The organism is Lederbergia citrea (assembly GCF_018343525.1).
Classification (GTDB): Bacteria; Bacillota; Bacilli; order Bacillales; family Bacillaceae_C; genus Lederbergia; species Lederbergia citrea.
Window position 1 is genome coordinate 297,999 of sequence record NZ_JAGYPH010000002.1, and the last position, 13,619, is coordinate 311,617.

At 39.8% G+C, this 13,619-nt stretch carries 13 protein-coding genes; 12 read left to right on the top strand and 1 reads right to left on the bottom strand.

The genetic code is table 11. The features are described from left to right. Positions 1 to 103: 103 nt before the first annotated feature. The 6 genes from KHA88_RS10640 to KHA88_RS10665 all read left to right on the top strand — a co-directional run bounded on the left by KHA88_RS10640 (position 104) and on the right by KHA88_RS10665 (position 4,222). Positions 104 to 544 (top strand): prepilin-type N-terminal cleavage/methylation domain-containing protein, encoded by a 441-nt coding sequence (locus KHA88_RS10640; RefSeq protein ID WP_213098629.1) that lies wholly within the window; start codon positions 104 to 106, stop codon positions 542 to 544. Continuing rightward, positions 526 to 972: a prepilin-type N-terminal cleavage/methylation domain-containing protein gene (locus KHA88_RS10645; RefSeq protein WP_213098628.1), complete on the top strand. Its 447-nt coding sequence runs from the start codon at positions 526 to 528 to the stop codon at positions 970 to 972. Before KHA88_RS10640 ends, KHA88_RS10645 begins: the two co-directional genes overlap by 19 nt. A 9-nt stretch (positions 973 to 981) precedes the next feature. Then, complete coding sequence (locus KHA88_RS10650; RefSeq protein ID WP_213098627.1) at positions 982 to 2,421, top strand: DUF7305 domain-containing protein; 1,440 nt, start codon at positions 982 to 984, stop codon at positions 2,419 to 2,421. A gap of 80 nt (positions 2,422 to 2,501) precedes the next feature. Then, the gene (locus tag KHA88_RS10655) at positions 2,502 to 2,975 is read left to right on the top strand and encodes a hypothetical protein (protein ID WP_213098626.1); all 474 of its coding nucleotides are present in this window, start codon (positions 2,502 to 2,504) and stop codon (positions 2,973 to 2,975) included. A 111-nt stretch (positions 2,976 to 3,086) separates the two neighbouring features. Continuing rightward, a complete protein-coding gene (locus KHA88_RS10660; protein ID WP_213098625.1) occupies positions 3,087 to 3,749 on the top strand; it encodes a carboxylesterase family protein in 663 nt (220 codons plus the stop codon). 17 nt (positions 3,750 to 3,766) lie between these two features. Continuing rightward, positions 3,767 to 4,222, top strand: coding sequence for an SRPBCC family protein (locus KHA88_RS10665; RefSeq protein WP_213098624.1), 456 nt, complete (start codon positions 3,767 to 3,769; stop codon positions 4,220 to 4,222). Between the two features lie 35 nt (positions 4,223 to 4,257). Here KHA88_RS10665 and KHA88_RS10670 read toward each other — a convergent pair whose 3' ends face one another. Then, entirely contained in the window at positions 4,258 to 4,671 is a 414-nt protein-coding gene (locus KHA88_RS10670) for a DUF1761 domain-containing protein (protein ID WP_213098623.1), read from the bottom strand. 136 nt (positions 4,672 to 4,807) lie between these two features. Between KHA88_RS10670 and KHA88_RS10675 the strand changes: the two genes are divergently transcribed. The 6 genes from KHA88_RS10675 (at position 4,808) to KHA88_RS10700 (ending at position 13,605) form a co-directional block, all read left to right on the top strand. Further along, positions 4,808 to 5,836: a Gfo/Idh/MocA family protein gene (locus tag KHA88_RS10675; protein ID WP_213121897.1), complete on the top strand. Its 1,029-nt coding sequence runs from the start codon at positions 4,808 to 4,810 to the stop codon at positions 5,834 to 5,836. A gap of 85 nt (positions 5,837 to 5,921) precedes the next feature. Continuing rightward, the gene (locus tag KHA88_RS10680) at positions 5,922 to 6,890 is read left to right on the top strand and encodes a sugar phosphate isomerase/epimerase family protein (RefSeq protein ID WP_213098621.1); all 969 of its coding nucleotides are present in this window, start codon (positions 5,922 to 5,924) and stop codon (positions 6,888 to 6,890) included. A gap of 400 nt (positions 6,891 to 7,290) precedes the next feature. Continuing rightward, the gene (locus tag KHA88_RS10685) at positions 7,291 to 8,262 is read left to right on the top strand and encodes a LacI family DNA-binding transcriptional regulator (RefSeq protein ID WP_213121898.1); all 972 of its coding nucleotides are present in this window, start codon (positions 7,291 to 7,293) and stop codon (positions 8,260 to 8,262) included. A gap of 104 nt (positions 8,263 to 8,366) precedes the next feature. After that, entirely contained in the window at positions 8,367 to 9,752 is a 1,386-nt protein-coding gene (locus KHA88_RS10690) for an ABC transporter substrate-binding protein (protein ID WP_213121899.1), read from the top strand. A gap of 27 nt (positions 9,753 to 9,779) precedes the next feature. After that, a complete protein-coding gene (locus tag KHA88_RS10695; protein ID WP_249313041.1) occupies positions 9,780 to 12,725 on the top strand; it encodes an extracellular solute-binding protein in 2,946 nt (981 codons plus the stop codon). After that, positions 12,715 to 13,605: a carbohydrate ABC transporter permease gene (locus KHA88_RS10700; RefSeq protein ID WP_213098618.1), complete on the top strand. Its 891-nt coding sequence runs from the start codon at positions 12,715 to 12,717 to the stop codon at positions 13,603 to 13,605. Before KHA88_RS10695 ends, KHA88_RS10700 begins: the two co-directional genes overlap by 11 nt. The last annotated feature ends 14 nt before the right edge of the window (positions 13,606 to 13,619 follow it).

Genomic DNA, 13,619 nt, shown 5'->3' on the forward strand with positions numbered 1-13,619 from the left:
AAAAAACCAATATATAGTGCGTAGTTATGCTAGAATGATAGTGAAAATAGGCAAAAACCCCCATTTTTATAGAGCAAGCAAGAAACGAAGAAGGTGGATAGTTATGTTAGCTAAGTGCCGAGCCAAAACGGATAACAGAGGGATGACTTTAATAGAAGTGCTGCTTTCCATGGTTATTCTTTCGATTGTAATTGTCACTTTCCTGACGATGTTTATCCAATCTGCCAAGACGAATAAACACTCTGGAGATATTATTGACGCAACATATATGGCACAAACGCATATGGAGAATATTTATCAAATAAGTACCAATAACTCTTACGATAAAGGGTTAGAAAAGTTGGTAGATGAAGGTAAATTTACAAAGAAGACGACAACGACTTTTACGAAAAGAGATAAGGGTTTTTACATTTCTATAGAACTGGTCTCACCAAAAGATCAAGATTATGTGGGAAAGGTGCTAGTAAAAGTATTTAATCATCCTGCTGATACGAAGCCAGCAGCTCAAATGGAGTCGAGGATCTTATGGAAGGAAGAAAAATGATAGATTACTTGAAAAATAATCGGGGAGTTACACTATTAGAGGTCCTGCTTGTACTTGCCATTTTATCGATGGTCCTTGTATTAATCAGCAATGTGCAAATTTTGGGGCAGAAGCAGTTTGTTAGCCAATCGCAGAAAATCGATCATCAGGCAAATGTCCGCCTCGCAGCAAAAATGATTACAAAAGAAATTAGAAAAGCCGAAGCCAAGAACGTCACTGTTAAAGATAATGTCTTAACTATTGGCCCAGACAATTATAAACATTCAGGTACAGCCATTGAGAAAAATGGCATACCAGTCATCGATCATATAAGTGAATTCAAAGTGAACCAACAATTATTAGATCAGGTTAGCCTGATAATTACTAGTATCCAAGATCGTCATGGTAAAAAAGAGTCAATCTCAACCACTATTTATTTAAGAAGGTAGGTGCCGGCGATGAACAGGGAAGTTACAATACGCAAACAATTAGCAAATGAAAGCGGCGGTTCGCTCGTCTTCGTGCTCCTTGTTCTAGTGATGTTCACTATTTTAGGCATGAGCCTGCTTGCTCTCGGAATAAATAATGTGAAAATGAGTGCTGGAGAGCGCAAAGATCAGTCTACCTACTATATTGCGGAAGCTGGCATTGTACAATCAATGAGTGATATTAAAAAAGGGGTACGAGAAATAAAAGCTAAAACAGAAAATGAATTTTATGCAAAAGCAGATAGTTTCTTTGCTTCCCTTCCTCCTCCCACTTTTGAGGAAAACTTCGGAAGCCAACCAACAGCGGATGTCTGGGTTAAGAAGGAAGCGGAGAAAGGAGCTTATACTGTAAAGTCCAAAGGGAAGATTGACAATAAAATTCGAATGTTGGAAAGAAGATTCAAAGTTACATGGAGTGGCAAAGCTACAGAGAACCCTGGAGATGGCGGTTACAATCCTAGTAAAAATCTCCCCAAAGATTTAGCAGTTCTCATGAAAGGAAATATCAACTTATCAAGAGGCGCGACTATCAATGGTAAAGTAGCAACTACTTTAGCCGCCAATGTAAATCCGATTACAATCTCAGGTGGCGCAAAAATTGATGGGGGAATTACTTATGGGGAAACAGCGTACTCATTTAATTTGCCAGCTTTTCCAAAGTTTCCTCAGTATCCCATCCCTGCGAACAAGGAAATTAAGAATTCTTCTGGTAATAGTTATTGGGTTATTAATAATGGAAATCTTTTAATTGATAGTTATATATCGGATAATTACAGGCTTATTTTAAATGAAAACATGGCGTTTAAAGAAATTAAACTCACGAACAACTATACATTGACAATTGATATAGGGAACGCGGATAAAGCGATTGTAGTTGATGAATTAAATGTTATTAATGGTCATATTAAGATTATCGGCACAGGGAAACTAACCATCTATGTGAATGGAAATATCACGATGGGATCGGGAAGTACGATCAATGGCGGCCAGTCTTTTAATAAATTGAATGTTTTTTTAAAGGGAACCGGGGATACGAGTAAGCCAAAATCCGTCAAGCTAGCTGGAGATCAAAAGGTGTATGCGTCACTTTATGCCGAAGATGCGAATATTGAAATTGGGCGCGGAGGCGGCTTTCAAGGACATATTTTTACTGGCGGCAAAACGGTTAAGATAGACGGCGGAGGAAGCGGTAATCCCGCTTTTATATTTGCTCCGAATGCGGAATTTACTTTAAATGGCGGCGGTACGATTAAGGGCACGATCATTGGAAAAAGCATGGTTGCAGATGGAGGCACATCCGTCTCATACGAAGCTATAGACCTATCCAGTCTTCCTTTTTTCCCAATTAATCCAGGAGGAGAGTTTGGTGTTGGTGAGGTGATTGAACTAGGAGGCACGATTGAGGAATAAGAGTTGCTTGTTTTAATGTAATCAAGTTAAAGTGATATACTAAACATAATTCACCTTAATTGAAAAGAGGGCTTCACACCATGCTTACATTTGAACAGAAACAAGCTATCATTGAATCTTTTCCTCAGTTGACTCGTAAAGAAGTATCATTGAAACGGTTAAATTATCATTTTGAAGACAGTCTATTTGATAAAACAGTTGTCGTTCATCATCTTCATCCAAATGGAAATGGCTTTGTATATGTGGGAGATTTGCCACAATATAACGCTGATAATAAAGGACTCGTTAATATACGAGAAGCATCAGAAGAAGATCTGCGAAAAATTATCGCAGATTCAATAAAATATTTATCTGATGAAGAATCCGAAGAAGTAAGGGAAGAATCGCCGATTGAACAAGAATGGCGCAATCAAGAGGGCCAGTCGCTCATTCTCATGCATGAAGATATGCTTTGGAATATATACACTGGTTTAAATTTGGAAGAAAGCTTTGCGTCACAATCAGAAGCTGAACAATATTTACGGGAAGAAGGATTCCGGCCGTACGGAGCTTAATCGCCATTAAAGAGGCAATTAAGCTTCTTTTTTTTGAAGAAGGGAAGGATATATCATCAGTTTATCGAATTACATAGAAGGCGATTAAACTAATAAAGGGGTTTAAATTAAATGAGTCAGCAATATTGTAACTTTCAAAAGGAAGTTTCGATTACAAAGGAGGTTCGCTTATCCTACTTATTATCACTTCCAGCAGATTATGAAGAAAATAAGAAAAAATCCTATCCATTAGTCTTATTTTTACATGGAATGGGTGAGCGCGGGGATGATCTTAATCTTGTTAAATTATATGGACCGCCAAAATTGGCTGAAGAACAAGACTTTCCGTTTATCCTTGTTTCTCCGCAATGTCCATTATCTAGATATTCCACATGGCATCTTTATATTGATTCTCTTGCAGCTCTCGTTGATGATATCATTGAGCGCTATCGTGTCGATGAACAGAGGGTCTATGTTACGGGGCTAAGTATGGGTGGCTACGGAACATGGGAATTAGCCATCCAGTATCCAAGTAAATTTGCCGCAGCTGTTCCTATTTGCGGTGGTGGTTCGACAGAGCATATTGAGCGGATAAAAGAAGTTCCGGTATGGGCGTTTCACGGTGCCAAGGACGATGTAGTTCCTCTTGAAGAAAGTGAGATAATGGTAGAGGCGCTTCGAGGTGTAGGTGGAAATGTGAAGTTTACCGTATACCCGGAAGCAGACCACGACTCTTGGACAGAAACTTACAATAATCCGGATTTATACTCTTGGCTCTTAAGCCATAAAAAGTAAAGGACGGGGATAGGTAAGTGAAACAATGGACAAAGGAAATTGTCATAAATGCTCCAATTGAGCATATCTGGGATTTGTTTGATGGCTCGCTTGAAAAAATGCAATCGATCATGCCTCAAGTGGTCGAACATATACCAGTGAAAGTGACGGAAGAATTCGTTGGGAGTGTATACCGCCAACAATACAAAGAGGGAAAACGCATTGAAGAGTATGACGTTGAGACGCTAATATATGTTGATGAACCTAATCAAAAGAAGTTAAAGATCGGATTTATCCTTGCGAATTGTTTCGACATCACCGCGTTTTATGAGTTAACTAAAATAGATGAAATGAGCACACAATTTCGTTATATAGCAACGAATAAAGTTCTAAAGTGGTTTCTTAAACCACTTCTGATGTTTTCAAGCGATAAAATAGTTGTTTCTTTTCTAGAACGTGTCAAACACGTAGCAGAATCTACGTATAAAAAATAAAAAACCACTTCTAACAGGAAGTGGTTGGATAAAATTCACTTAATAAAACAAGCGATGATCATTCCCATAACCGTGAGCGAAACGACATGATAGCTAGCACTTATAAAAAACAACGTAAGCTTTCTTCCCTCAAAGAAAGTCGGTGAAAGTTCACGGGCACTGGCAATCCCAAGACCTGCTAAAAAGCCAATTAATGCACCACTTCCAACCGTCACATGATCTAACATACTGATAAATAATGAGAGAACAATAGCAGAGACTATTGCAGCAATCATCGTCAGCATATACCCAATATTGGCGTTGCTTTTGTTTAATTCCTCTTCTGTTTTACCGAGGCTTTTCATCCATACACTTGCAAATAGGATGGGGGAATACCATAAAGCGCCAATAACAGTATTAGCCACTACGGCTAATATAATAGCTATGATACTAACTTGAGAAAAGTCCATATACTCACTCCTAAAAATCAATATTTTTATCCAGTTTACCACACTTGGTTTAAACGATTAAATAGATTGAAGGATTGTAAATTATCTGATAGGATTGATTCAAGAGCAAGTCACCTTTACAAGGGGGAAAATACATATGAGTAAACTTAAAGTTGGAGTCATTGGCTGTGGAAGTATTTCGAGATACCGTCATCTTCCTGAATATGCAGCTAACAATCTAGTAGAAATTACAGCAGTGTGCGATATCGTTGAATTACGCGCTGATGAGATGGCTGAGAAATACGGAGCTCAAGCTTACACAGATTATGAGAAAATGCTTGCCGAGGCAGACATTGAAATCGTTTCCGTTTGTACACCAAACTACTTACATGCACCTATGTCTATTGCGGCATTAAATGCAGGTAAACATGTTCTATGTGAAAAACCAATGGCGACTTCACAAGAAGATGCTTTGGCAATGATTGAAGCGGCAAAAGCAAGCGGCAAAAAATTGATGATCGCTCATAACCAACGCTTTGTTCCTTCCCATGCAAAAGCTAGAGAATTGATAGAAAAAGGCGAAGTTGGCAAGATTCATAGCTTTAGAACTGCTTTCGGACATCCGGGACCAGAAGGTTGGAGTATCGATGGAAAAGAAAGCTGGTTCTTTAGAAAAGAGGAAGCGTTTATTGGCGCAATGGGCGACCTTGGCGTACATAAAACAGATCTGCTTCGCTATTTACTTGGGGAAGAATTCGTTGAAGTTGGCGCGTTTGTTGAGTCAAGTGCAAAAGAAAATAGCACAGTCGACGACAATGCCGTTTGTGTATTGAAATCAGAGAGTGGAATCGTGGGTACGCTTGCAGCAAGCTGGGCGTATGGAAGAGAAGATAACTCCACAATTATTTACGGGGAAAATGCCGTTTTAAGGCTTGAAGACCATCCTGAATATTCCTTGGTCGTTCAATACCGTAATGGTGAAACTGTAAACTATGAACTTGGAAAAATCCAGTCTAATGAAGACGGTGGACAAAACAGCACGAGAGTCATTGAAACTTTTGTTGACAGCATTGTAAACGATACCGTACCTCCTATTAATGGGGAAGAAGGAATGAAATCGTTGAATGTTGTACTTGCTGCGCTTGAATCAAGCGAAACAAAACAAATTGTACAAGTGAAAAAATAAGCGGTATCCATGTCAGGTTAACCCACACCTTAGAAATCAATTTTAAGAAGTGTGTTAAAAAAATAGAAGGATAGGTGATCTAGCTATGAAACTAGGAGTTTTTACTGTTTTATTCGCGGAAAAATCTTTCGAAGAAATGCTTGACCATGTTAAAGCATCTGGCTTACATGCAGTAGAGATTGGTACGGGAGGCTATCCTGGAAATAATCACTGTGACCTTGATGCATTGCTTGAAAGTGAAGAAAAACGCAAAGACTATTTACATCAAGTAGAGTCTAGAGGGTTAACAATTAGCGCATTCAGCTGTCATGGTAACCCACTATCACCAGACAAAGAACTTGCAAAGAATCACCACGAAACGTTTGTAAAAACAGTTAAGCTTGCATCATTGTTAAATGTACCTGTTGTTAACACTTTCTCTGGAACACCAGGTGACCAAGAAGATGCGAAATATCCTAACTGGCCAGTAGCACCGTGGCCAAATGAATTCGGCGACGTTCTAAAATGGCAATGGGAGGAGAAACTTGTCCCTTACTGGAAAGAATGGGGTAAATTCGCTCAAGATCACAATGTGAAAATTGGCCTAGAGCTACACGGTGGATTCCTTGTTCACACTCCTTATACTATTTTGAAACTGAGAGAATTAACTTGTGATGCAATCGGAGCAAACCTTGACCCAAGTCACTTATGGTGGCAAGGAATTGATCCAGTAGCTGCTATTAAAATCTTAGGTAAAGAAAATGCAATCCACCATTTCCATGCAAAGGATACATATATCGACCAAGATAACGTCAATATGTATGGCCTAACAGATATGCAGCCATACACTGAGCTTCAAACAAGAGCTTGGATGTTCCGCTCTGTTGGATGCGGCCATGATGTAAAAGAATGGTCAGATATGATGAGTGCACTTCGCACATACGGATATGACTATGTGGTCAGCATTGAGCACGAAGATCCGCTTATGTCTGTTGAGGAAGGTTTCCAACGTGCAGTAAGCAACCTGAAATCTGTATTAATAAATGAACAACCTGCTGCAATGTGGTGGGTGTAAAGAAAAGTGGAAGCGCCCGTTAAGCGACGTACAAACTTATAGGGATTCTGACGAGATAAAGGAAACACGGTGAGCCTGAAAGGCGAACCGATGTTGACTTATCGTAGGAAGAATCCTGAAGTTTGCTAGTCGCTGGGCGCTGTAGCTGGACAAATAAATTCTTTTATAACAGCAAAAACCTCGTCCTGAATGGGAGAGGTTTTTGCTGTTATAAACATATTTTGATAAAAATCGACATTTTCCTGTTGTAAACGATAACAATTCAATTTATAATAAAGTTGTTGAAACGTTTCGATGAAAGTAGAGAAAATAATATTATTTATTGGTAATTAATTGAAACGTTTCAAAAGTAGTTGGTTGCCATATTTTTGAAACGTTTCAAATCAAAGGAGGATGGTAATTGGTTACTTTAAAAGATGTGGCAAAACGCGCAGGTGTGAGCGTTTCGACCGCATCATATTCCATTAATGGCAGTTCCTTGATTACAAAGGATACAAAGGAAAAAGTACTGACTGCAGCAAAAGAAATCGGCTATCGACCCAATGGCCTTGCGAAGAACCTTAAAGAGCAAAAAACAAATATTATTGGATTGTTTTTAAGTGGATTTACCGGTCCATTCTTTAATGACATGGTGGAAGGCATCCAGGATATTGTGATGAAAAATAACTATGAGCTTGTCGTCTGTGCAACATCTGATACGCACAGATTGCTCGTGGAAAGGTATGTTGATGGCGCAATCATCCTGAACTACCACATGGAAGACGAGCTTCTCGCCTCACTGGCTAATGAAAGACTACCATGCGTAGTGTTGGATCGCGAATTGCAAAATCCATACATAAAAAATGTTCTTCTTCCGAATGAGGAAGGTTCAATCATCGCTGTCCGATATTTATTAGAAAAAGGCCATAAGCGATTTGGTTATATCGCTGGATCCGAGGAGTCATATGATGGAGAAACACGTTTGCAAGGGTTCAGGAATGAGCTTTATCATCAAGGAGTGGTTTTTTCGGATCAGGATTTAATCCGTGCTGATTTCACGGAAATTAGTGGATACGAGGAAATGAGAAGGTATTTGTCGGAGTCGGATGGCAATCTGCCAACAGCAATCGTTTGTGCTAATGATGAGATGGCACTTGGAGCAATTAAGGCGATTCAGGAAAAGAACTTAAAAGTTCCAGAAGAAATTGCTGTCGTCGGTTTCGATGACATTTATATGTCACATTTTTTTAACCCATCACTTACTACGATTCGAGTTCCAAGAAAGGAATGGGGCATAGCTGCTGCTCAAACATTATTTAAAATGCTAGAACAGAAGTTTGACTTTGAACCAGATCCTTTGAAGGTTGAATTAATGAACCGAACTTCGGGCTAATGTGGTTGACCTGAAACAATGTGGAATCTAGAAGGAGTTTTCTCTTATTAAGGACGAGCTCTATTTTTACCAATATAATTTATTACATTAGGAGTGAATCATCTATGAAAAAGCTATTCTCACTTTTAGCAGTACTAGCTCTTGTATTCTCTTTAGTAGCTTGTTCAAGCGCGAAAGAGACTAGTAAAGATAAAGATAAAGACAAAGGCAACAAAGAAGAAAAACAAGAAGAAGTTACAATTACTTATGCAAACTGGACAGTAGGTACGGAAGAAGAGAATAATCTTGAGCGTCTCATGCTTAAAGCTTTTGAAGAAAAGTACCCACACATCAAAGTGAAAATTGATGAAGCTGTCAACACATCTGATTGGAACGGTACGTTATCCGCTGCAGCAAGTGCTGGGAAAATGCCTGACGTCTTTATGCTTTCTCAGTTACCGCTTGCTCTTTCCAACGACTGGCTTTTAGACCTAAATGAATTAACAGCCGCAGATTCAGACTTTGAAAACGTTCCTGAAGTTGTTCGCCAATCGACAATGTTTAATGACAAAGTTGTTGCATTGCCATATGCTCAGCATTTCTTAGGATATTTTGTGAACAAGGATTTATTTAATGCAGCGAATCTTGACTACCCTGAAATGGGTTCATCTCTTGCAGAGTTTACTGCAGCAGTAAAAGACGTAACGAATGTGAATGAAGGGGTAGCTGGACTTAATCATCCATTCTCTATTCCTGATTGGTACCCTGCTGCTGCAAGTGCAGATATGGGCTGGTACACATACAAAGATGGCGAATATGCACTTGATAGTAAAGAGTTCATTGCTGGAGTTAACTTTGCCAAAGAAGTTGCAACGAATGGCTATGCATATGAGTCTCTAACAGATGATCAAAAAGCAAACTTTAACGGCGAAAACCCAGAAGAAGTATGGATGGCCGGCGAAATTGGCCTTAAATGGGATGGAACATGGACTTCTGCAAGTTTAGCTGAAAATGCTGGCTTCGAATTTGATTTTATTGGTATTCCAGGTGGAAGAACTGTTATTACAAATGACTTGCTAGGAATTTCTAAATCTACAAAACATGCAGAAGAAGCATATTTATTCGCGAAATGGATGTCATTCGGTAAAGAAGGATTTATGAAACGGATGGAAATTGCTGATAAAGAAGGTAAAACGGTTAACACATTACCTGTAAACAGCGATCAGGAAATCCTGGACGAGTACTTCTCGCAATTGGACGTGCCTGGTGTACGCAAAGCCTATGATCATCTAAATGAAGCAATCTTAGAGCCGGTTAAAACCGTGCCTGGATTTGTCCAATCAAGATGGGAAGCTCCGACGGGCATTAAAGTAGGGGAAGAAGAAAATGCGACGATTGCACAAATGATTGACAGCTTTGTCAGAGGAGAGCTGAAGGTCGAAGATTATGCAACTCAATTGAATCAATTAGCTAATGAAAAAAGCAAGGAAGCATTAGAGGCTTTAGAATAAAGCCATATTACTGGGAGGTTTGATAGTATGAGGTCGAAGATGTTGATAAGTTTGGTTTTAATGCTTTTATTGGTGGTTCCGCATGGAGTTGCCTTAGCGGAAAAGGAAAGCTCGATAGACCAGACTGTCGAAAATGTCGTAGAAGAACGCTATCATACCGTCCTGGAACAATGGAAAGAAGCTGGAGTAGAGAGCGCCTCGAATTTTGAGGCGCCTATCTCTCCGTCTAATTTTATCGATGTAACTGAGGACGATTTGCTTTCTGTTAAGGACAGCAAAGGATACGGGGATCGTGTTTTCTATTGGCATAATCAAAAATCACTAACATATAAAGTTTTAGTTCCAGAAGACGGTTTATATGAGTTGTCTTTTGACTATTATCCATTAAGCAAAGAGGTTGTTCCAATAGAGGGTTCAATCCTCGTGAATGGAGAATTTCCATACTACGAGAGTAGAAGAATCGTATTTCCGGTTAATTGGAAAAATGCCTATGATAAGTTCGATACAGACCGATTTGGAAATGAAATTATTCCAAATCAAGAGGCGATTGCTGAATGGAGTAAATTGACTGCTGAAGATGCAAGCCACTTGCAGCCAGAGCCTCTGAAGTTTTATTTGAAAAAAGGTAGTAATGAAATCAAACTTTCCCATTTAAGGGGAGAAATGCTTGTTGGAAATGTCTATGTTCATTCACCTACGAAGCTGCTATCGTACAAAGATTATTCAGCAAACTATGCAAATGGAGAAAAAACAACAGCAATCATCACGCAAGAAGCCGAAAAAGGATATACGAAAAACAGTTCATATATTCGACCTGTTGCTTCAGCTGGTTCGTCCATTGTCCCAAATGATCCAAAGCATTTATTATTAAACACCCTTGGCGGTGAATCATGGGAGCAAGGCGGCCAGCGTGTGAATTGGAACGTTTCAATTGAGGAGGAAGGCTTTTATAAGCTGACATTTAAAGTTCTCCAAAATAAAGAGACGGGCGGGACTGTCTTCAGAAAGCTGCGGATTGATGGGGATATTCCTTTCGCTGAAGCGGCCCAAATCCCATTTGAATTTAACAAGAAGTGGGTTAACGCCACCATTGGTGATGATGCAGGTGAACCATATTTATTCTACTTTACAAAAGGTGAACATGAGATTTCATTAGAAGCAGATGCGTCGCCAGTTGAACGGACGATTAATAAAATCAATGAAGTCATTCGTGACATGCAGGAATTCGCCCTCTCCATTAAAAAATTGACTGGAAATCAAAATGACCGGTCAAGAGGATGGAAGATTAGCGAGTACATTCCTGATATTGAAGATCGATTAGCAAATTGGGCAGATCAGCTTGAAGAAGAGAGTAGGTATGTTACTAGACTGAGTACAGGTAAGCAGTCTAAGGATATTGTTTCTTTGAATATGGCTGTTCAAAAGTTAAGGACGTTAAATGAAAAGCCAGATGAGATTCCTAATCGATTGACAGAGCTTACAGAAGGATCATCTTCTGTTGCCCAGTTACTTGGTAGTTTATTGCTTGAGCTGCCAAAGCAGCCGTTATTGGTCGATCGCTTTTACGTTCATGGCAGCGACCAGATACCTGCTGCCAATGCAGGGTTTTGGAAAAAAACAACGGACAGTATTACACGGTTTATCCATTCCTTTTCCGCCGGCAATTATTCAGCTGCGAATGCCGATGGAAAAACGATTGAAATTTGGGTGAATCGTCCCCGTCAATATGTGGAGCTTATTCAAAATTTAGCCGATCAAACATTTACACCTAAATCGGGTATTCATGTGAAATTTTCTATTATGCCTGATGAAGGCAAATTAATTTTAGCGAGTGCAGCAAATAATCAGCCAGATATAGCCATCGGGATTAGTAACTGGCTCCCTTATGAATTATCGATGCGGGGTGCAGCCGTTGATTTACATGAATTTGAAGACTTCGAGGCATATAGCAAGCAATTTTCTCCCGGAGCCTTTTTACCGCTAATGATCGATGATTCCGTTTATGCATTACCGGAGACACAGGATTTTTATGTGCAGTTTTATCGGAAGGATATACTTAATGCACTCAATGTACCTGTCCCTGATACATGGGATGATGTTGTAAAAATTTTGCCCGAACTTCAGAGATATGGCATGAACTATTATTCTCCTATTGCTGGAGCTGTCGGATTTAAACCTTTTCAAACAACAGCACCGTTTATTTATCAGTTTCAAGGTGATTTGTATGAAGAAGATGGGATGAAGACAGCCATCGGCGAAGAAGAATCTTTGCGTGCTATTCAATTCATGGCTAATTTAAATACGATTTATAGTATGCCGATGCAAGTTCCGAATTTTTATAATCACTTCCGATATTCAACTTTACCGATTGGGATTTCAAATTTCACAACCTATATCCAGCTAACAGCAGCGGCTCCGGAAATAGCGGGATGGTGGGATATTGCACCACATCCGGGCATTACACAGCCAGATGGAACCGTAGAGCGTTGGGCAACTGGATCAGGACAATCGGCGATGATTTTTAAAGGAACAAAAGACCGCGAGAAATCGTGGGAATTTCTAAAATGGTGGATGTCAACAGAAACTCAAACCGAATTCGCTTCATCTTTACAGACGTTATATGGTCCGGAGTATATGTGGAATACAGCAAATATTGAGGCCTTTAAAAAGCTGCCATGGCCAGAGGAACATAAAGACAAGATCTTAGAGCAATGGGAATATTTAAAAGAGGTGCCCAAGACTCCAGGAGCGTATATGGTTGAAAGGGAATTGAGCAATATTTGGAATCGGATTGTATTTGATGGTGAAAATACAAGATCTGCTGTTGATGATTCAGTCATTACAATTAATCGCGAAATCAGCAGGAAGATGGAGGAGTTTGGCTATATGAAAAATGGGAAAATGGTCAGACCTTATCATATTCCTACCGTTGAACAAGTGAAGAGTTGGGCAGGCGAAGAAAATGAAGATTAAAAAGATTGATTGGGCGCCTTGGGCATTCCTTGGCCCATATTTAGTTTTATTTTCAGCGTTTATTATTATCCCGGTTGTGGCAGCAATCTATCTATCTTTTACGTATTTTAATGCTATTCAAGCTCCGTCCTTTATTGGACTAAGCAATTATGTAAGCTTGATCACTCAAGATGAGGTGTTCATGCAAAAAGTCGTGCCGAACACTTTGACGTTCGCCTTAATTGTCGGTCCTGGCGGATATGTTCTGTCATTTATTTTAGCCTGGGCACTGGCTCAGGTTCCAAAGACGATGAGAACCATCCTGGCATTAATCATTTACTCGCCGTCAATGACAGCGGGAGTTGCAATGGCTGTTGTTTGGACAATCATCTTCAGTGGTGATGAAGCTGGCTACTTAAATAGTCTATTAATCACAATGGGTGTTTTGTTTGAGCCAATACAGTGGTTGCAGTCGCCTGATTTCTTAATGAAGATAATGATTTTCGTTACGCTTTGGGGAAGTATGGGCGTTGGATTCCTAGCGATGCTGTCGGGAGTCCTTAATATTGATAGTGAAATATATGAAGCGGGATATATTGACGGAATTAAGAATCGCTTTCAAGAAGTGATCTATATTACGATTCCGTCTATGAAGCCGCAAATGTTGTTCGGAGCAGTCATGGCTGTAGTGGGAACATTTCAGGCGGGAGCGATTGGTGTGGCGCTTTCCGGCGCTAACCCAACACCCCAATATGCCGGTCAGCTTATGGTAAACCATTTAGAGGACTACGGATTTATCCGCTATGAGATGGGATACGCAGCGGCGATTTCAGTGGTATTGCTGCTTGTCGTCTATGCATTCTCAAAAGTGGCTTGGAAACTGTTTGGCGAAAAGGATTAATGACAGGGAGTGAT